The sequence below is a fragment of the Streptomyces sp. NPDC060027 genome (assembly GCF_042737005.1).
Classification (GTDB): Bacteria; Actinomycetota; Actinomycetes; order Streptomycetales; family Streptomycetaceae; genus Streptomyces.
On sequence record NZ_JBHWVI010000201.1, the window covers coordinates 1 to 16624 of the forward strand.

The following is a 16624-nucleotide window of genomic DNA, read 5'->3' on the forward strand; positions in this document are numbered from 1 at the left end:
GCCTCTCGATGGTGCGTGTGCTCAGGATCAGACGCTGACGCCGAAGTCCTGCGCGATGCCCACGAGGCCCGAGGCGTAGCCCTGGCCGACCGCGCGGAACTTCCACTCCGCGCCGTTGCGGTAGAGCTCGCCGAAGACCATGGCGGTCTCGGTGGCGGCGTCCTCGGAGAGGTCGTAGCGGGCGATCTCGGCGCCGCCGGCCTGGTTCACGATGCGGATGTAGGCGTTGCGGACCTGGCCGAAGTTCTGCGAGCGGTTCTCCGCGTCGTAGATGGAGACCGGGAAGACGATCTTCTCGACGTCGGCGGGGAGGCCCGCCAGGTTGACGTTGATCGCCTCGTCGTCGCCGGCGCCCTCACCGGTCCGGTTGTCGCCGGTGTGGACGATCGTCTGGTCCGGCGTCTGCTTGTTGTTGAAGAAGACGAAGTGACCGTCCGAGTAGACCTTGCCCTGGGGGTTGACCGCGATGGCCGAAGCGTCCAGGTCGAAGTCGGTGCCGGTGGTGGTGCGGACGTCCCAGCCGAGGCCCACCGTGACGGCGGTCAGGCCCGGAGCCTCCTTGGTGAGCGAGACGTTGCCACCCTTGGACAGGCTTACAGCCATTGTTGGGAGTCCCTTCCCTCGTTGACGTACGGGCTTCGTACTGAGGACGAAGCTACCGTCACCCCTATGAACGCCGAGGGGGGTCCCCGAGGTTCCGCCTGTCTTTACTTTCTTTACCTGGATGCGCATCTTCACCCGGAGAGACGCTGAAAACCGGGTGACGCGGACCGGACGGACACGGGACCATGAACACATGTCCGGTCCCTATGTCATCCGCGGCTCCGTCTCCCTGCCCGAGGCCGAGCTCATGTGGCGCTTCTCGCGCTCGGGCGGGCCTGGCGGGCAGCACGTCAACACCAGCGACACGCAGGTCGAGCTCCGGTTCGACCTCGCGAACACCGAGGCGCTGCCGCCCGTGTGGAAGGACCGCGCCCTCGCGAAGCTGGAGGGCCGGCTCGTCGACGGGGTCATCAGCGTCCGGTCCTCCGAGCACCGCTCCCAGTGGCGCAACCGCGAGACGGCGGCCGTACGGCTGGCCTCCCTGCTCGCCGAGGCCACCGCGCCGCCGCCCAAGCCGCGCCGTGCCACCCGCATCCCCCGCGGTATCAACGAACGCCGTCTGCGCGAGAAGAAGCAGCGCTCCGACACCAAGCGCGGCCGCACCGGACGCGACTGGTAGACCCGCTCCGGGCCGGGGGCAGCCCGGCTGCCGGTGCCGGGGGGTCAGCCCAGCTGCCGGTAGCGGCCCTTGAAGTACGCCAGGGGGCCGCCGTCCGCGCTCGGCACGTGGGCCGTCAGGACGCGGCCGATGACGAGGGTGTGGTCGCCCGCGGGGATCCGCTGCTCGGTGCGGCACTCCAGGGTCGCCAGGGCGCCGCCCATCAGGAGCGTTCCGGTCGCCTCGCCGCGGACGTACGGGATGTCCTCGAAGAGGAGCCGGTCGCTGATCCGGCCCTTCATGGAGAAGCGGCCCGCGATGTGGCGCTGGCTCTCCGAGAGCACCGAGACGCCCCACAGGGGCTGTTCGTCGAGCAGGTCGTCCATCCGGGAGCCCTCGCGCAGGCTGACCAGGACCAGCGGCGGGTCCAGGGAGACGGACATGAAGGCCGTCGCGGTCATGCCGACGTCCTCGCCCGCCGGTCCGCCCGGGGCCAGCGCGGGCTCGTGCGCGGTCACCAGGACCACACCCGCGGTCAGCCGGGACATGGCGGCGCGGAACTCGTCGTTGCTCACCCCCTCAGCATGCACGGACGGGGTGAGGGGAACGGCGGCGGGAGTCGTGAGCACGCCGAAACGCTAGTCTCCGCTCCCGCGGCGGCACATCGGACCTCGGCCCTAGCCGGGACCTAGGTCCGGGGGCGGAGAGAAGGCGGCGGCGGGGTGAACGGAGGCGGGGGCGGGACGGCCGTACTCTCATCCGTACGCATTCGGCGGGCGCAAGGGCGCACAGGTTCTGCACAGTCGCCCCATAATGCGTTCAGTAAACGCGTGGTGAAATGCAGAAACTCCACTCAATTGCTCATCTTCCGCTGTGACTTGAGTCACAGGAGCCATATTTTGTTGACCCTGTGTACCGAGTGAGCAGCGCGCTGTGATTCAGTGGCGGGGGCGTTGCGCAGGAAGCTACCCAGCAGTACGGCGGCGAGGCGGTTCAGGGGGAGCGCCGAGCGGTCAGCACGGAACGGAAGAGCACCTAGTACGCCGAGAGAACCCTGGAGTTGCTGCGAGGTCTCGAGGGGAGGGCGAATGGAGACCGAGTCGGAGCCCTACGTCCGTCTTGCGACCCTGCGGCAGCTGCATCAGGTGATGGCGGACATGAACACGGCCCGCAGCCTGGCCGACACGCTGCAGACCGTCGCCGACGGTGTGGTCACCGGGCTCGGCTACGAGCTGGCGTGCGTGAACCTCGTACGCCCCGACGGCGACCTCGTCGTCGCCGCCTTCGCCGGCAACTCCGCCGCCGAGGCCCTCATCACCGGCCGCGTCGGCTCCCGCACCTCCTGGGACCGCCGGCTGACCATGGGCGAGGCCTGGGGCGATCTCCGGTTCATACCGCACACCGAGGGCTGGGTCCTCGACGAGGACGACGTGCCGCAGTGGTACACCGACGGTCCCGCGCCCCGCTTCGAGGACGAGTGGCACCCCTCCGACCGCCTCTTCGCGCCGATGTACACCCCGAGCGTCTCCGGCGGCGGCAGCGGCCACGGCGAGCTGATCGGCGTGCTGTCGGTGGACCGGCCGCGCAACGGCCGCAAGCCGGGAGCCTGGGGCCGCGAGGCGCTCCAGATGTACGCCTTCCAGGCCGCCATCGCGATCAGCAACGCACGTCTACGCGCGAATATGCAGCGCGCCCTGGTCCGCCTGGAGCGTGAGCAGCAGGCCCTGCGCGCCAGCGAGGAGTCCTTCCGGCAGGCCTTCGAGTACGCCCCCTCCGGCATGGCGATCGCCGAGATGGGCGGCGACCAGCACGGCCGCATCCTGCGCACCAACGACGCCCTGTGCCGGCTCCTCGGCCGGCCCGCGTCGGCGATGCGCCGCTACTCCTTCTCCGATCTCGTGCACCCCGAGGACATCGGCACCCTGCTGCGGACCTCCGCCGAGGGCGGCCGGGCCGAGCTGCGGCTCGGGCGCCGCGACGGCACCTACGTCTGGGTCCATCTGCGCAACTCCGTCGTCGCGGACGCCGCCGACGGCCCCCGCTTCCTGCTCACCCATGTCGAGGACATCGAGGAGCGCAAGCGCCGTGAGCTCCAGCTCGCGCACCGCGCCTCGCACGACGCCCTCACCGGCCTGCCCAACTCCGCCGAGCTGCGCTCGCGGCTCAGCGCCCGTCTCTGCCAGCGCCCGCAGTCCCTGCCGCCGGGCGCGGTCGCCTCGCTGGACGCGGCGTACGGGCACGGGGACTTCGCTGAGGTGCCGGGCGGCGATTACGACGGCGGCGGCCACCCCGCCTACGACGGGAACGGGAACGGGCACGGCTTCGACTTCCACTCCGGCTCCGAGGCGTTCGACGCCTTCGACCACCATGTGCACACCATCGCGCCCGAGGGTGAGACGGACGACGGCACCAAGGGGCTCGCGGTGCTCTTCTGCGACCTCGACGGCTTCAAGTCGATCAACGACCGGTTCGGGCACAACGCGGGTGACGAGGTTCTCATCGAGGTCGCCCGGCGCCTCACCCACGGTGTCCGGGACGGCGACACGGTGGCCCGGCTCGGCGGCGACGAGTTCGTGGTGCTCGCCGACGGTCTCGGCCGGGCGGACGCCCAGGACCTCGCCGTACGCCTGCGGAACGCGATCATTCCGCCCATCAGGGTCGACGGACGAGCCGTCCGCGTGGGCGCGAGTTTCGGCATCGGGTGGGCCCACTGCGGCATGACGGCGGACGAGGTGCTGAAATCCGCTGACGAACGGATGTACGTCGAGAAACGGTCTCGTCCCAAACAGCACAGGCGTGCGGGATAAGGCGCAGGTCACTAGGTTGATGCGGTGAAGGCCCCCCGTTCGGCCCAGCCGGACCGGGTAGGCTCGCCATTCATTCGTGTACCCGCATCTGAACCGCACCCGCTGAGGAGACCAAGGGATGACGCCCGGCAACAACGGCGCGAGCACGCCCGAGGAGGACGACCCGTTCGGCTATCTGTACGCCGACGGTCAGGCCAACGGAGCCACGCCGCCCTCTGGAGGCGGTGGCTACGGCTACCCGGGCTCGGTCAACCGGGTGCGGGCGGTCGGCGAGCGCAAGTACGGCCAGCAGGCCGCTCAGAGCGCCTACGGCCAGCAGGCTCCGACCGCCCCGTACGGCCAGGTGCCGCAGCAGAACGGCCACGGCCAGCAGAACGCGCACTACGCGGCCCCCGAGACCGTCCCCGGCGGCGCCCAGACGACGCGGTCGCCGATGCCCGGTCACGGTGACGGCGGCGGACGTGGCCGCGGCCCCAACACCAAGGGCCTTCTCATCGGCGCGATCGCCGTGGTCGCCGCCGTCGTGATCGGCATCGCCATCGCCATGACGGGCGGCGGCGGGGACGACGACAAGGGCGGCGACCAGGCGGGCTCGACCCCGACGGCCTCCCAGAGCGCGTCCCCGAGCCAGGAGCCGACCAAGGGCTCCGAGGACGTCGTGGAGCTCCCCAAGATCGACGCGAAGGCCCTGAAGCTGGGCGCCGGCGTGTCGACGGCCTCGGACGTCAAGGGCGCCAAGGCGGACGGCGGGGTCTACGTCACGGGGTTCAATCACGTCGGCGCGTCGATCACCTGGAACGTCAGCGGCATCAAGAAGGCCGGCAAGTACACGCTGTTCGTCAACTACGGAGTGCCCGGCAAGGACGCCAACGCCACCCTCACCGTCAATGCCAGGGCCCAGGACCGCCCCCTCAACCTGGAGAACTTCGCCAAGGCCGCGGAGGGCGACTACGCGAAGGGCTGGACCAACACCTGGGGGGACATCACCCTCAACAAGGGCACCAACACGATCCAGATCTCCTGCGGTGACGGCAACCAGTGCGACGCGAACTTCGACCAGCTCTGGTTGGAAGAGGGCTGGAAGTAGTCCACTGATCGACGAGGGGTGTCACGACGGCAACGCTGTCGCGGCGCCCCTCGCTCCTTCAGGCCGCCGTCGCGTCCGCCGTCACCGCGATCTCGGTCAGCAGGGTCTCGTAGGCCGACCGGTCGAACTCGCCCGCCGTAGGGGCCAGTACGGTCGCCATGGACAGGGCCGCGGCCCGGGCCAGCCGCTCCGGCCAGGGAAGCCCCTCGACCAGGCCCGACAGCAGGCCCGCCACCGCCGAGTCGCCCGCGCCCGTGGGGTTGCCGGGGACCCGGCGTGGCGGGGTGGCGCGCCAGTGGCCGTCGGGGGTGTGGGCGAGCAGTCCGTCCGGGCCGAGCGAGGCGACCACCGCGCGTGCACCGCGGCGCCGGGCGTTGCGGGTGGCCTGCAACGGGTCGTGGGTGCCGGTGAGTTCGGCGAGTTCCTCGGCGTTCGGCTTGACGATGTCGGGGCGGGCGGCGACCCCTCGGCGCAGCGGCTCGCCGCTGGTGTCCAGCAGGACCGGGACGGCCAGGGTGCGGGCGGTGCGCACGAGTTGGGCGTAGGCGCCGACCGGTACTCCCGGGGGCAGGCTGCCGCACAGGGCCACCGCCGAGGCTGAGCGCAGCAGATGCTCGTACGTCTCCTGGAAGGCCGACCACTCGGTGGCGGTGATCGCCGGTCCCGGCTCGTTGAGCTGGGTCGTGTCACCGGTCGTCGTGTCGACCACGGCTATCGTGCGGCGCGTCGATCCCTCCACCGGGACGAGCGCGTCCACCACCCCGGTGAGCTGGTCCCGCACCGTGCGGCCCGTCGCGCCGCCCGTGAATCCGGTGACCGTCACCTCGTGCCCGAGCGCGGCGAGCACCCGCCCCACGTTCAGGCCCTTGCCGCCCGGACGTTCGGTCACTTCGGTCACCCGGTGCGCGCTGTGCGGCCGCAGTGCCGGCACGCGATAGGTGATGTCGAGAGCGGTGTTCAGCGTGACCGTGAGGATCACCTGGGCCGACCTCCCCCGAAGAGTTGTGTGACGTGCGCGCCGGTCGGGCGCCCGCCGATGCTTGCGGAGGTCTGATCATGCCAAAGACAACGGCGGTCGGCCCAGTCCCCCCGGGCCAACCGCCGTACGGCAACAAAGGTGTGAATCACCTCAGTTGGGGATCGACCACCCATACGCCCTTGCGCATGACGCCCTTGAGCGCGAAGTCGGCGTCGAGCACCACGAGGTCCGCGTCCTTGCCCGGCTCCAGGGAGCCCACCCGGTCGTACACGCCGAGCAGACGGGCGGGGTTGGCGGAGATGGCCGCCACGATGTCCTCGACCGGCAGCCTGTCGACCGTGACGGCGCGCTGGAAGGCGCGGTCGAGGGTGAGCGTGGAGCCGGCGATCGAACCGCCCTCCACCAGGCGGGCGACGCCGTCCGCGACCTCGACTTCGAGCGGGCCGAGCATGTAGCGGCCGTCGCCGAAGCCCGCCGCGTCCATCGCGTCGGTGATGAACGCGACCCGGCCCGGACCCGCGTGATGGAACGCCAGCTCCAGCGAGGCGGGGTGCAGATGCGTGCCGTCGTTGATCAGCTCGACGGTGATCCGCTCGTCCTCCAGGAGGGCGGCGATGGGGCCCGGCGTGCGGTGTCCGAGCGCCGGCATCGCGTTGAACAGATGCGTCGCCACGGTCGCGCCCGCGTCGATGGCCGCCTGCGTCTGCTCGTACGTCGCGTCGGTGTGCCCGATCGCGGCGATCACCCCGTGTTCGGCGAGCAGCCGCACGGAGTCGAGGCCGCCCGGCAGTTCGGGGGCGAGCGTGACCATGCTGGCCCGGCCGCGCGCCGCGTCGAGGAGCTTGCGGACATCGGCCGGGTCCGGGTCGCGCAGCAGTTCCTCGGAGTGCGCGCCCTTGCGGCACGGCGAGATGAACGGGCCCTCGAAGTGGATGCCCGCGAGGTCGCCCTGTTCGGCCAGTTCGGAGAGCATCCCGGCGCGCTCGGCGAGGCCGTGCATGTCACCGGTGACGGTCGAGGCGACGACGGTCGTGGTGCCGTGCAGACGGTGGGTGTGGATGCCTCGGAGGACGTCCTCGACCGTTCCCGAGGTGAAGGACGCGCCGCCACCGCCGTGGTTGTGGAGGTCGACGAAACCGGGGACCAGCCAGTGGCCGGACAGGTCGGTCACGGGCGCGTCCGCGGGAGCCTGCCCACCGGAGATCCGCGCACCGTCGATGATCACGCGGCCGTCGTGCACGATCCCGGTGGGCAGTACCACCCGGGCGCCGGCGAGAACCTTGCTAGGGGCCATCGGGTGGTTACCTCCGGGGAGTCGTAGAAGTGGTGTTCAGGAGGTCCCGGGCGAGGAGCCCGGCACCGAGGCATCCGGCGGTGTCCCCGAGAGCGGCGGGGACGATGGACGGCAGCTTCTGGAAGGTGACGCGTCGCTCGACCGCGGCCCGCAGTGGTGTGAACAAGGTTTCCCCCGCCTCGGCGAGCCCGCCACCGATGATCAGCGTGCGCGGGTCCAGGAGGGTGAGCGCGGTGACCAGCCCGTCGGCGAGCGCGTCGACGGCCTCCTGCCAGACGGCCCGCGCCCTCGGGTCGCCCGACGCGACGGCGTTGGCGCAGTCCGCCGCGTCCGCCTCCGGGTCGCCGGACGCCTCGGCCCAGGCCTGGCTGACGGCCGCCGCGGAGGCGAACCGTTCCAGACAGCCGCGCTGCCCGCACGGGCACGGGGCCCCGCCGGGCCGTACGACGATGTGGCCGATCTCGCCCGCGAAGCCGTGCGCGCCCTCCTCGACGCTGCCGTTGATGCCGATGGCGCCCGCTATCCCGGTGCCCAGCGGGACGAAGAGGAAGCGGTCCGCTCCCTGTCCGGCGCCGATGCGGCCCTCCGCGAGCCCGCCGGTGCGCACGTCGTGCCCGAGCGCGACGGGTATGCCGCCGAGCCGCTCGCCGAGCAGCCGGCGCAGCGGGACGTCGCGCCAGCCGAGGTTGGCGGCGTAGACCGCGATGCCGTGCTGGGCGTCGACGATGCCGGGGACGGCGACGCCGGCGGCCAGGGCGCTCTCGCCGAAGTGCTTCTCGCCGTGGGCGCGCAGTTCGTCGGCGAAGTCGAGGATGTCTTCGACGACGGCGTCGGGCCCGCGCTCACGGCCGGTCGCCCGGCGGGCCTGGTGCAGCAGCGCGGGGGGCCCGGAGGTCCGGTGCGGCGGCACGTCGGGGCGGTCCTCGGAAGGCTCGGCGTCCACTCCGACGAGGGCTGCCTTCATCCCGGTGCCGCCCACATCGAGGGCGATGACATGTCTCACGGGGGACAGTGTCGCCCCTTACCCCTAGAGAGGTCTAGTCCACTCACGTGGTGTAGACCTTGTATCCGCATTCCGAGACGGGTGCAACGGACGCAGAAGCAAAGAAGCAGCCGATACGGCTCAGGGGTTGGGGAGTACAAGCGGTGCAGCGGCGCAGGACAGGAACGATCGCGGCGATCTCGGCTCTCGGCATGACGGCGGCCCTCGCGGGCTGCGGCGGCCCGGGCGGCGGCTCCTCGGACGTGACGCTGAGACTCGTGGCCGCCGACTACGGCGCCTCCAAGGCCAACAGCTCCCAGAAGTACTGGGACGACCTGGCCGAGGACTACGAGGCCGGTCACCCGGGGATCAAGGTCGAGGTCAGCGTCTACCCCTGGACCGACGTGGACCGCAAGGTCAAGGAGATGGTCGCGGCGGGCCACGCCCCGGACATGGCGCAGATCGGCGCCTATGCCGACTACGCCGCGCAGGGCCGGCTCTACAAGGTCGATGACCTGCTCTCCGTACCCGTTCAGGCCGACTTCGTCTCGGAACTCACCGACGCGGGGCGGACGGACCGGACGCAGTACGGCATGCCGTTCGCGGCGTCCACACGCCTGCTCTTCTTCAACAGGACCCTGTTCTCCGAGGCCGGCATCACCCCGCCCACGACCTGGAGCGAGCTCGCGGCCGACGCGAGGGCGCTCAAGGCCAAGGGCGTGAAGTTCCCCTACGCGCTGCCGCTCGGCCCCGAGGAGGCGCAGGCGGAGACCATGCAGTGGCTGCTGAGCGGAGGGAGCGGCTACGCGGACGACGTCGACACGTACTCCATCGACTCTCCGCAGAACATCCACACGGTCACCTGGCTGAAGGACGAACTGGTCGGCAAGGGGCTCACCGGACCCGTCGCACCTGCCAAGCTGAACCGTGCGGCCGCCTTCTCGGCGTTCACCCGGGGTGAGGTCGGAATGCTCGTCGGGCACCCCACTCTGATGAAGCAGGCCGCCGCCGAGGGCGTGAAGTTCGGCATGGTGCCGATGCCCGGCGTCGACGGCAGGTCCAAGGTCACCATGGGCGTCGCCGACTGGATGATGGCCTTCAAGAAGAACGGCCACGGCGAGCAGGTCGGCGACTTCCTCGACTTCGTCTACCAGGACAAGAACGTCCTCGCCTTCTCCCGCGAGTACGACCTGCTGCCGGTCACCTCCTCCGCGTCCGACGCGATGGCGGCCGACCCGGACGACGCGGACCTGGAGCCCTTCCTCGCCGAGCTGCCCACCTCGGTTCTGTACCCGGTCGGCAAGACCTCCTGGGCCGAGGTCAGCGCCGACGTGAAGAGCGAGATCGCCAAGGCCGTGAGCCCGGACGGCGACCCGGCCGAGGTCCTCGACTCCCTGCAGACCAACGCCACCATGGCGGACAGCGGCTACTAGGACGGGCCCGGGCCCGCTCCCCGGCTCCGATCCCGATCCCGGCTCCGGCTCGGCACTGTCGGTGCCGGGGGCTACCGTGCTGTCCATGGAAGAGCTGCCCGCGCGCGAACGGAGCATCCTCGCCCTGGAGCGCCGCGGCTTCCCCGGCCCCGGCGCCAAGGAGCGCGCCATACGAGAACGGCTGGGCCTGGCCCCGGTCCGCTACTACCAGCTGCTCAACGCGTTGCTGGACGACCCGAGGGCCTTGGCGCACGACCCGGTGACGGTGAACAGGCTGCGCCGCGTGCGGGAGGCCCGCCGGTCGGACCGCTGAGACGAGCCTCCGGGGCGGGCGGCCAGGCGAGACCTAGGCACCCGTGCGGGAGGGATCGGTGGGACGAGCATTCGGGCGGCTGCTCGGTCGGAGCGGGTCTCCGGGCCGGGCGCATCGGTCGGACCAGGCCTCCGGGCCGGGCCGGGCGGCTCGGTAGGGCCGGGGATTCGGCCAGGTGGAGTTGTCGGGGCGAGGCATTCCGGCCGGGTGGGTAGCCCGCTCGGCCATGAGCCATGGGTGCGCCCGCCCTCACCCGGATAGGGTCGCCCCATGGGCAGCCATCCCGAATCCAAGGACCCCTTGCCGGCCCCGGTCACCCCCGCCGGGCGCGACGCTCTGGACGCGATCCTCACCCGCCCCACCCGGACGGTCGTCGCACTCGACTTCGACGGGACCCTCGCCCCCATCGTCCCCGACCCCGACCAGGCCCGTGCGCACCCCGACGCGGTGCCCGCCCTCGCGGCACTCGCCCCCAAGGTCGCCTCGATCGCCGTGGTCACCGGCCGCCCGGCCGGTGTGGCCGTACGCCACGGCGGCTTCGCGGGCGTCCCCGGACTGGAGCACCTCGTCGTCCTCGGTCACTACGGCGCCGAGCGCTGGGACGCGGTGAGCGGCACGGTCACCGCCCCCGCCCCGCACCCCGGTGTGGCCGCCGTCCGCGCCGAACTGCCGGGGTTCCTCGACAGGATCGGCGCCTGGCAGGGCACCTGGATCGAGGAGAAGGGCCGTGCGGTCGCCGTGCATACGCGCCGCGCCGCGGACCCGCAGGCCGCCTTCGAGGCGCTCCGCGAGCCGCTGGCCGATCTGGCCACCCGGCACGGCCTGATCGTCGAGCCCGGCCGCATGGTCCTGGAGCTGCGCCCGCCCGGCATGGACAAGGGCGTCGCCCTTCTGGAGTACGTCCGGGAGGTCGGCGCCGAGGCCGTCCTCTACGCGGGTGACGACCTGGGCGACCTGCCCGCCTTCGCCGCCGTCGACAAGCTCCGCTCCGACGGGATCCCGGGCCTGCTGGTGTGCAGCGGCAGCTCCGAGGTCGGCGAACTCGCCGAACGCGCCGACCTGGTGGTCGACGGTCCGTCCGGAGTCGTACGCCTGCTCGCCTCTCTCGCGGCCGAACTCGCTTGATCGGCCGCTCGTCGCCCGCGCGGGCGAGGGCGGCGGAAGGCTTGCTTCGCCCCCTCCGCCCCTACCCGTCCCGTACCTGGGGCTCCGGCCCCAGACCCCCCTCCTCAAACGCCGGAGGGGCTGAAATTTCCGGCCGGAGGGGCTGAAGTCCTTTCCCCGGCCGGAGCGAAAGGTCCCCTCGGTGTCGCTCAGGCCTCCAGCGCGCGCAGCTGATCGAGGAACCACTGGGCCGGCGGCAGAGCGGTGGCCGCGGCGGCCAACCGCTTGGTGCGCTCGGCCCGTTCGCCCGGCTGCATGGTCAACGCCTCGTGCAGCGCCCGTGCCGTACCGATCACGTCGTACGGGTTCACGGAGATCGCGTCCTCGCCCAGTTCCTCGTACGCCCCGGCCTCCCGCGAGAGCACCAGCACACAGCCCTCGTCGGAGACGACCGGGATCTCCTTGGCGACGAGGTTCATGCCGTCCCTGATGGGGTTGACGAGGGCGACGTCGGCCAGCCGGTACGCGGCGAGCGAGCGCGCGAAGTCGTCCTTGACGTGCAGCACCACCGGGGTCCAACCGGGCGTTCCGTACTGGGAGTTGATCTCGTCGGCCACGCGCTGCACCTCGGCCGTGTACTCCCGGTACACCGCGAGGTCCTGCCGCGAGGGGTAGGCGAAGGCCACGTGGACCACCCGCTCGCGCCACTCCGGGTGGTCGTCGAGCAGCTGCCGGTACGCCAGCAGCCCCCGCACGATGTTCTTGGACAGCTCGGTCCGGTCGACGCGCACGACGGTCCTGCGGTTCTCGCCGATCTCCGTGCGCAGCGCGGCCATGCGCTCCTCGACGTCCTCCCGGTGGGAGCGTTCGCGCAGGAACTCGGCGTCCGCGCCGAGGCCGTGCACGCCGACGAGGGTCTCGCGCACGGGCGGCCGGGCGCCGTCCAGGTGCTCGATCGCCCTGGGGGCGCCCGAGTGCCAGGTCGCGGTGTAGTGCTCGGGGTCGGCCTCCTCCGCGCAGCGCATGAAGGCGGTCGCCCACCGCCAGGTCAGGAACGCCACCCGGTCCGCGCCGAGCATGCCTCCCACCAGTTCGGCGCGGATGTCGTCGGGGAGCATCCGGAAGTAGTCCTCGGGCGCCCACGGCGTGTGGGAGAAGTGGCCGATGCGCAGGTCGGGGCGCAGCTCGCGGAGCATCCCCGGCACCAGGCACAGGTGGTAGTCCTGGACCAGCACCGCCGCCCCCTCGGCGGCCTCCTCGGCCAGCGCCTCGGCGAAGGCGCGGTTGTAGGTCCGGTACGACTCCCACTGGCGCCGGAACTCCGCGTCGAAGACCGGCTCCAGGGGGGTCTGGTACAGCATGTGGTGGACGAACCACAGGACGGAGTTGGCGATGCCGTTGTAGGCGTCGGCGTGCACGTCGGCGTCGATGGCCAGCATGCGCACACCGTCCTCGCCGACTCCGCGCGCGACGGCCTCCCGGTCGCCGTCGCCGAGGGCCGAGCACACCCATAGGGCGCCCGCGTCGGGCCCGATCGCCGAGAGGCCCGAGACGAGGCCGCCGCCGCCGCGCCGGGCGTGCAGAGAACCGTCCTCCCGTACCTCGTAGGTGATCGGGCCGCGGTTGGACGCGACCAGAATCCGGTGGGCACCGTGCGTTGAAGCCATGCCTCGAAACCTAGCCCCGTGTCGAAACGCTCAAACGTTCCCTTCGGCCGTATGCGATCGCGGGCCGGGAGGGCTGGTCTACGCGGCTTTGCGCCGCTGGTACTCGGAGATTTCGCTCATCGGGGGCCTTTCCTCCGTGTCCACCGAGTACGTGCGCGGCTGGAAACCGTCCCGGCCGCGCTCGAACTGGGTGAGGGCGGGGCGGATCAGGTGGCCGCGGGCCAGCCGGAGCTGGGCGGTGCGGTAGATCGCGGCGGCCATACGGCCCAGGGCCTGGCCGTCCTGGTGACGGTGCTTGCGGACGCCGACGTCGACCTGGGCGAGGGCGTCCAGGCCCACCAGGTGCAGGGCGTCGACGAGCATGCCCAGCTCCACGCCGTAGCCGACGGGGAACGGGAGCTGTTCGAGCAGGGAGCGACGGGCCGCGTACTCGCCGCCGAGCGGCTGGACGAAGCCCGCCAGCTGCGGCCAGTGCATGTTCAGCAGGGGGCGGGCCATCAGCTCGGTGACCCGGCCGCCCTGTCCCGAGGCGCCGCCCAGCGGGCGGTCGTACATGGCCTTGACCAGATCGACCCCGGGGTCGGTGAGCAGCGGGCCCACGATCCCGGTGACGAAGTCGGACGAGAACTCCCTGAGGTCCGCGTCGATGAAGCAGACGATGTCCCCGCTCGTCACGAGCAGCGACCGCCACAGCACCTCACCCTTGCCGGGCACCGCGGGAATCCGCGGGAGGATGTCGTCGCGGTGCACGACTCTCGCGCCCGCGGCGGCGGCGACCGCCGAGGTGCGATCGGTCGAGCCCGAGTCGACGACGACGATCTCGTCGACGAGGGGCACCTGCTGCATCAGGTCGTGGCGGATGATCGCCACGATCTCGCCGACCGTCTCCTCCTCGTTGAGCGCGGGCAGTACGACGCTGACCGTCGATCCGGTGGAACGTTTCGCGGCCATGAGCTTGTGGAGCGGGCGGTCGGTCAGGGACCAGGAGCGTGTGCTCAGCCAGCTTTCGACATCTTTCAGCACGGTCTGCGGCTCCTCACTGTCTGATCACACGCTCTCATCAGCGTGCCCGCTGCGGCCAGCGGCAGATCGATTGCCGTCGTCTCGCGGTGCGGACGACTATCTCAACTGTCCTGGCCTTCGGTTACAGTCTTGAACAACGCGGATGACCATCGCATGTCCTGGATCATCGGCGCGTATCGCGTTCAACAGTTCAACAATCAAATACCGCTCATCCAGAGGGGCAGAGGGATACGGCCCGATGAAGCCCCGGCAACCCTCCAGCCGGTCTCGTACCGATCGATGTCGATCGCGTCGCGAGGCTCCCGGCTAGGGAAGGTGCCAAATCCGTCTCACGGCGAAGTGCGTCGTGAGGAAGATGAGGAGAAAGGGCCTCGCCTCCATGGCTGCGCAGACAGTTGCAAGCACCACGAACTCCGTGAACTCCGCCGATGCGGTGGACCTCGGTCCGGCAGCGGCGCTTTCCTGCCGCGAGTGCGGGCACCGCGTCCCGCTCGGACCGGTCTTCGCCTGCGAGGAGTGTTTCGGCCCGCTGGAGATCGCCTACGACTTCTCGGCCTACGAGACCGAAGAGCTCCGCAAGCGCATCGAAGCGGGACCCGCGAACATCTGGCGCTACGCGCCCCTCCTGCCCGTCCCCGCGGACGTGGCGCAGAAGCCGAACATCAACCCCGGCTGGACCAAGCTCGTCCAGGCCGACAACCTGGCCCGCGAGCTCGGTGTCGACGCCGGCAAGCTCTTCGTCAAGGACGACTCCGGCAACCCGACGCACTCCTTCAAGGACCGCGTCGTCGCCCAGGCCATCGAAGCGGCCCGCGTCTTCGGCTTCACCACCCTCTCCTGCTCCTCCACGGGCAACCTCGCCGGCGCCGTGGGTGCCGCGGCGGCCCGTGCCGGCTTCCGCTCCTGCGTGTTCATCCCGCACGACCTGGAGCAGGGCAAGGTCGTCATGGCCGCGGTCTACGGCGGCGAACTCGTCGGTATCCAGGGCAACTACGACGATGTGAACCGCTTCTGCTCCGAACTGATCGGCGACCCGGCCGGCGAGGGCTGGGGCTTCGTCAACGTCAACCTGCGGCCGTACTACGCCGAGGGCTCCAAGACGCTGGCGTACGAGATCTGTGAGCAGCTCGGCTGGAAGCTGCCGGACCAGCTGGTCGTGCCGATCGCCTCCGGCTCCCAGCTCACGAAGATCGACAAGGGCCTGCAGGAACTGATCAAGCTCGGGCTCGTCGAGGACAGGCCGTACAAGATCTTCGGCGCCCAGGCCGAGGGCTGCTCCCCGGTGTCCGTCGCCTACAAGGCCGGTCACGACGTCGTGCGCCCGCAGAAGCCGGACACCATCGCCAAGTCGCTCGCCATCGGCAACCCGGCTGACGGGCCGTATGTGCTCGACATCGCGCGGCGCACCGGCGGTGCCGTGGAGGATGTGAACGACGAGCAGATCGTCGACGCGATCAAGCTGCTCGCGCGCACCGAGGGCATCTTCGCGGAGACGGCCGGCGGCGTGACCGTCGGCGTCACCCGCAAGCTGATCGAGAACGGTCTCCTCGATCCGACCCTGACCACCGTCGTGCTGAACACCGGCGACGGCCTCAAGACTCTGGACGCGGTGGCCTCGGACACCGGGCTGACCGCGACCATCCGCCCGAACCTCGACTCCTTCCGAGAGGCAGGCCTCGCATCATGAGCGTCAACGTCCGCATCCCCACCATCCTGCGCACCTACACCGGGGGCGTCGCCGAGGTGACGGCCGAGGGTACGACCCTCGCCGAGGTCATCGCCGACCTGGAGAAGAACCACACGGGCATCGCCGCGCGCGTTCTGGACGACCAGGGCAAGCTGCGACGCTTCGTCAACGTGTACGTCAACGACGACGACGTCCGGTTCGAGCAGGGCTTGGAGACGGCGACCCCGGACGGTGTGGGCGTCTCGATCATTCCGGCCGTCGCCGGAGGCTGATCGTTACCCTCGGTAATGCCGAACACGCTGAGTTCATAGAATTGCCCCCTCCGTGAGAGAAACGGAGGGGGCAATTCTGCAGGGTTGAGCGCGCTACAGTTGGGGAAGTCGCTTCGCTTTCGATGTTGGTTTCATGCCGGATGCATATGAGTCCTCGCCCGGCATCCGACAAGAAGTAGCCAAACTGCCCCGCCTTTTTGAGCCGTTTATGGCATTTACGGGGCCCGACTTGCCCTGAATCCTTGCATATCCTCCGCATGTCAACGATCAGCCATGCCCAGAATTCTCGTCCGATTGACCTGTTGCAGACGGCAGTTGGACAGATACATTCAGCCGCGGTCGACGCGTTCCGGCGCACACCCCCAACCGTTGGGGGGTGAGGTCTGACCCGGATCCGCGAAGTGTGGATCTGTGCAAGGGCCAGTAATAGGGGAGTTAGGCATGGCTCAGGGCACCGTCAAGTGGTTCAACGCGGAGAAGGGGTACGGCTTCATCGCGGTCGACGGTGGTGCGGACGTCTTCGTGCACTACAGCGCGATTCAGATGGACGGCTACCGCACCCTTGAAGAGGGTCAGCGAGTGGAGTTCGAAATCTCGCAGGGCCAGAAGGGTCCGCAGGCGGACATGGTCAAACTCGCCGTCTGATCCGGGCGCGAACGGCCACCGACGCACTCACGCCGAGGGGCCCGCAACCCACCACGGGTGGGGGCCCCACGGGCGTCCACGGCCCGGTCTCTTATAAACAAAAACGAGCCCACCAGACCAAGTAGTGTAG

At 70.5% G+C, this 16624-nt stretch carries 16 protein-coding genes and 1 riboswitch; of the genes, 9 read left to right on the forward strand and 7 right to left on the reverse strand.

Annotated elements, in window-relative coordinates:
* Positions 1 to 27 precede the first annotated feature (27 nt).
* Complete coding sequence (locus tag ACFWBT_RS33990; RefSeq protein WP_121402233.1) at positions 28 to 603, reverse strand: TerD family protein; 576 nt, start codon at positions 601 to 603, stop codon at positions 28 to 30.
* Positions 604 to 796: 193 nt separating this feature from the next.
* Between ACFWBT_RS33990 and arfB the strand changes: the two genes are divergently transcribed.
* Positions 797 to 1222, forward strand: coding sequence for an alternative ribosome rescue aminoacyl-tRNA hydrolase ArfB (gene arfB, locus ACFWBT_RS33995; RefSeq protein WP_266760030.1), 426 nt, complete (start codon positions 797 to 799; stop codon positions 1220 to 1222).
* A 44-nt stretch (positions 1223 to 1266) separates the two neighbouring features.
* Here the strand turns inward: arfB and ACFWBT_RS34000 are convergent, their stop codons facing one another.
* Complete coding sequence (locus ACFWBT_RS34000; RefSeq protein ID WP_385706827.1) at positions 1267 to 1830, reverse strand: flavin reductase family protein; 564 nt, start codon at positions 1828 to 1830, stop codon at positions 1267 to 1269.
* Between the two features lie 459 nt (positions 1831 to 2289).
* On the opposite strand from ACFWBT_RS34000, the gene cdgB reads away from it, so the two are divergent.
* Complete coding sequence (cdgB, locus tag ACFWBT_RS34005) at positions 2290 to 4008, forward strand: diguanylate cyclase CdgB (protein ID WP_385706828.1); 1719 nt, start codon at positions 2290 to 2292, stop codon at positions 4006 to 4008.
* Positions 4009 to 4126: 118 nt separating this feature from the next.
* The gene (locus ACFWBT_RS34010) at positions 4127 to 5095 is read left to right on the forward strand and encodes a carbohydrate-binding protein (protein WP_385706829.1); all 969 of its coding nucleotides are present in this window, start codon (positions 4127 to 4129) and stop codon (positions 5093 to 5095) included.
* 58 nt (positions 5096 to 5153) lie between these two features.
* On the opposite strand, the gene ACFWBT_RS34015 is transcribed toward ACFWBT_RS34010, so the two are convergent.
* From ACFWBT_RS34015 to ACFWBT_RS34025, 3 genes are all read right to left on the reverse strand, one after another.
* On the reverse strand, positions 5154 to 6074 hold the full coding sequence (locus ACFWBT_RS34015) for a 1-phosphofructokinase family hexose kinase (protein WP_385706830.1): 921 nt from the start codon (positions 6072 to 6074) through the stop codon (positions 5154 to 5156).
* 145 nt (positions 6075 to 6219) lie between these two features.
* On the reverse strand, positions 6220 to 7368 hold the full coding sequence (gene nagA / locus ACFWBT_RS34020) for an N-acetylglucosamine-6-phosphate deacetylase (RefSeq protein WP_385706831.1): 1149 nt from the start codon (positions 7366 to 7368) through the stop codon (positions 6220 to 6222).
* Between the two features lie 7 nt (positions 7369 to 7375).
* Positions 7376 to 8371, reverse strand: a complete 996-nt coding sequence (locus tag ACFWBT_RS34025; protein ID WP_385706832.1) for an ROK family protein — start codon at positions 8369 to 8371, stop codon at positions 7376 to 7378.
* Positions 8372 to 8514: 143 nt separating this feature from the next.
* Here ACFWBT_RS34025 and ACFWBT_RS34030 point away from each other — a divergent pair, with 143 nt between their 5' ends.
* From ACFWBT_RS34030 to otsB, 3 genes are all read left to right on the forward strand, one after another.
* Positions 8515 to 9783: an ABC transporter substrate-binding protein gene (locus ACFWBT_RS34030; RefSeq protein ID WP_385706833.1), complete on the forward strand. Its 1269-nt coding sequence runs from the start codon at positions 8515 to 8517 to the stop codon at positions 9781 to 9783.
* Positions 9784 to 9868: 85 nt separating this feature from the next.
* The gene (locus tag ACFWBT_RS34035) at positions 9869 to 10096 is read left to right on the forward strand and encodes a DUF3263 domain-containing protein (protein ID WP_385706834.1); all 228 of its coding nucleotides are present in this window, start codon (positions 9869 to 9871) and stop codon (positions 10094 to 10096) included.
* 270 nt (positions 10097 to 10366) lie between these two features.
* The gene (gene otsB, locus ACFWBT_RS34040) at positions 10367 to 11221 is read left to right on the forward strand and encodes a trehalose-phosphatase (RefSeq protein WP_385706835.1); all 855 of its coding nucleotides are present in this window, start codon (positions 10367 to 10369) and stop codon (positions 11219 to 11221) included.
* Positions 11222 to 11409: 188 nt separating this feature from the next.
* On the opposite strand, the gene ACFWBT_RS34045 is transcribed toward otsB, so the two are convergent.
* Together ACFWBT_RS34045 and ACFWBT_RS34050 are read right to left on the reverse strand one after the other, a co-directional pair.
* Entirely contained in the window at positions 11410 to 12867 is a 1458-nt protein-coding gene (locus ACFWBT_RS34045; protein WP_385706836.1) for a trehalose-6-phosphate synthase, read from the reverse strand.
* Between the two features lie 78 nt (positions 12868 to 12945).
* The gene (locus ACFWBT_RS34050) at positions 12946 to 13890 is read right to left on the reverse strand and encodes a glucosyl-3-phosphoglycerate synthase (protein WP_385706837.1); all 945 of its coding nucleotides are present in this window, start codon (positions 13888 to 13890) and stop codon (positions 12946 to 12948) included.
* A 205-nt stretch (positions 13891 to 14095) separates the two neighbouring features.
* A riboswitch (SAM riboswitch) is annotated at positions 14096 to 14252 on the forward strand.
* Positions 14253 to 14269: 17 nt separating this feature from the next.
* On the opposite strand from ACFWBT_RS34050, the gene thrC reads away from it, so the two are divergent.
* The 3 genes from thrC (at position 14270) to ACFWBT_RS34065 (ending at position 16494) form a co-directional block, all read left to right on the forward strand.
* Positions 14270 to 15577 carry a threonine synthase gene (gene thrC / locus ACFWBT_RS34055; RefSeq protein ID WP_385706838.1) on the forward strand — a complete coding sequence of 436 codons (1308 nt, stop codon included), beginning with the start codon at positions 14270 to 14272 and terminating at the stop codon, positions 15575 to 15577.
* Positions 15574 to 15849: a MoaD/ThiS family protein gene (locus ACFWBT_RS34060; RefSeq protein WP_266760012.1), complete on the forward strand. Its 276-nt coding sequence runs from the start codon at positions 15574 to 15576 to the stop codon at positions 15847 to 15849. The genes thrC and ACFWBT_RS34060 overlap by 4 nt, the downstream gene beginning before the upstream one ends.
* A 441-nt stretch (positions 15850 to 16290) precedes the next feature.
* Positions 16291 to 16494, forward strand: a complete 204-nt coding sequence (locus ACFWBT_RS34065; protein ID WP_005315736.1) for a cold-shock protein — start codon at positions 16291 to 16293, stop codon at positions 16492 to 16494.
* Positions 16495 to 16624: the final 130 nt, after the last annotated feature.

Excerpts from the sequence above, each read along its gene's own strand:
- ACFWBT_RS33990 (WP_121402233.1), bottom strand. The coding sequence starts at position 603 with ATGGCTGTAAGCCTGTCCAAGGGTGGCAACGTCTCGCTCACCAAGGAG.
- ACFWBT_RS34060 (WP_266760012.1), top strand. The coding sequence starts at position 15,574 with ATGAGCGTCAACGTCCGCATCCCCACCATCCTGCGCACCTACACCGGG.
- thrC (WP_385706838.1), top strand. The coding sequence starts at position 14,270 with ATGGCTGCGCAGACAGTTGCAAGCACCACGAACTCCGTGAACTCCGCC.
- arfB (WP_266760030.1), top strand. The coding sequence starts at position 797 with ATGTCCGGTCCCTATGTCATCCGCGGCTCCGTCTCCCTGCCCGAGGCC.
- ACFWBT_RS34035 (WP_385706834.1), top strand. The coding sequence starts at position 9,869 with ATGGAAGAGCTGCCCGCGCGCGAACGGAGCATCCTCGCCCTGGAGCGC.
- otsB (WP_385706835.1), top strand. The coding sequence starts at position 10,367 with ATGGGCAGCCATCCCGAATCCAAGGACCCCTTGCCGGCCCCGGTCACC.
- cdgB (WP_385706828.1), top strand. The coding sequence starts at position 2,290 with ATGGAGACCGAGTCGGAGCCCTACGTCCGTCTTGCGACCCTGCGGCAG.
- nagA (WP_385706831.1), bottom strand. The coding sequence starts at position 7,368 with ATGGCCCCTAGCAAGGTTCTCGCCGGCGCCCGGGTGGTACTGCCCACC.
- ACFWBT_RS34065 (WP_005315736.1), top strand. The coding sequence starts at position 16,291 with ATGGCTCAGGGCACCGTCAAGTGGTTCAACGCGGAGAAGGGGTACGGC.
- ACFWBT_RS34010 (WP_385706829.1), top strand. The coding sequence starts at position 4,127 with ATGACGCCCGGCAACAACGGCGCGAGCACGCCCGAGGAGGACGACCCG.
- ACFWBT_RS34045 (WP_385706836.1), bottom strand. The coding sequence starts at position 12,867 with ATGGCTTCAACGCACGGTGCCCACCGGATTCTGGTCGCGTCCAACCGC.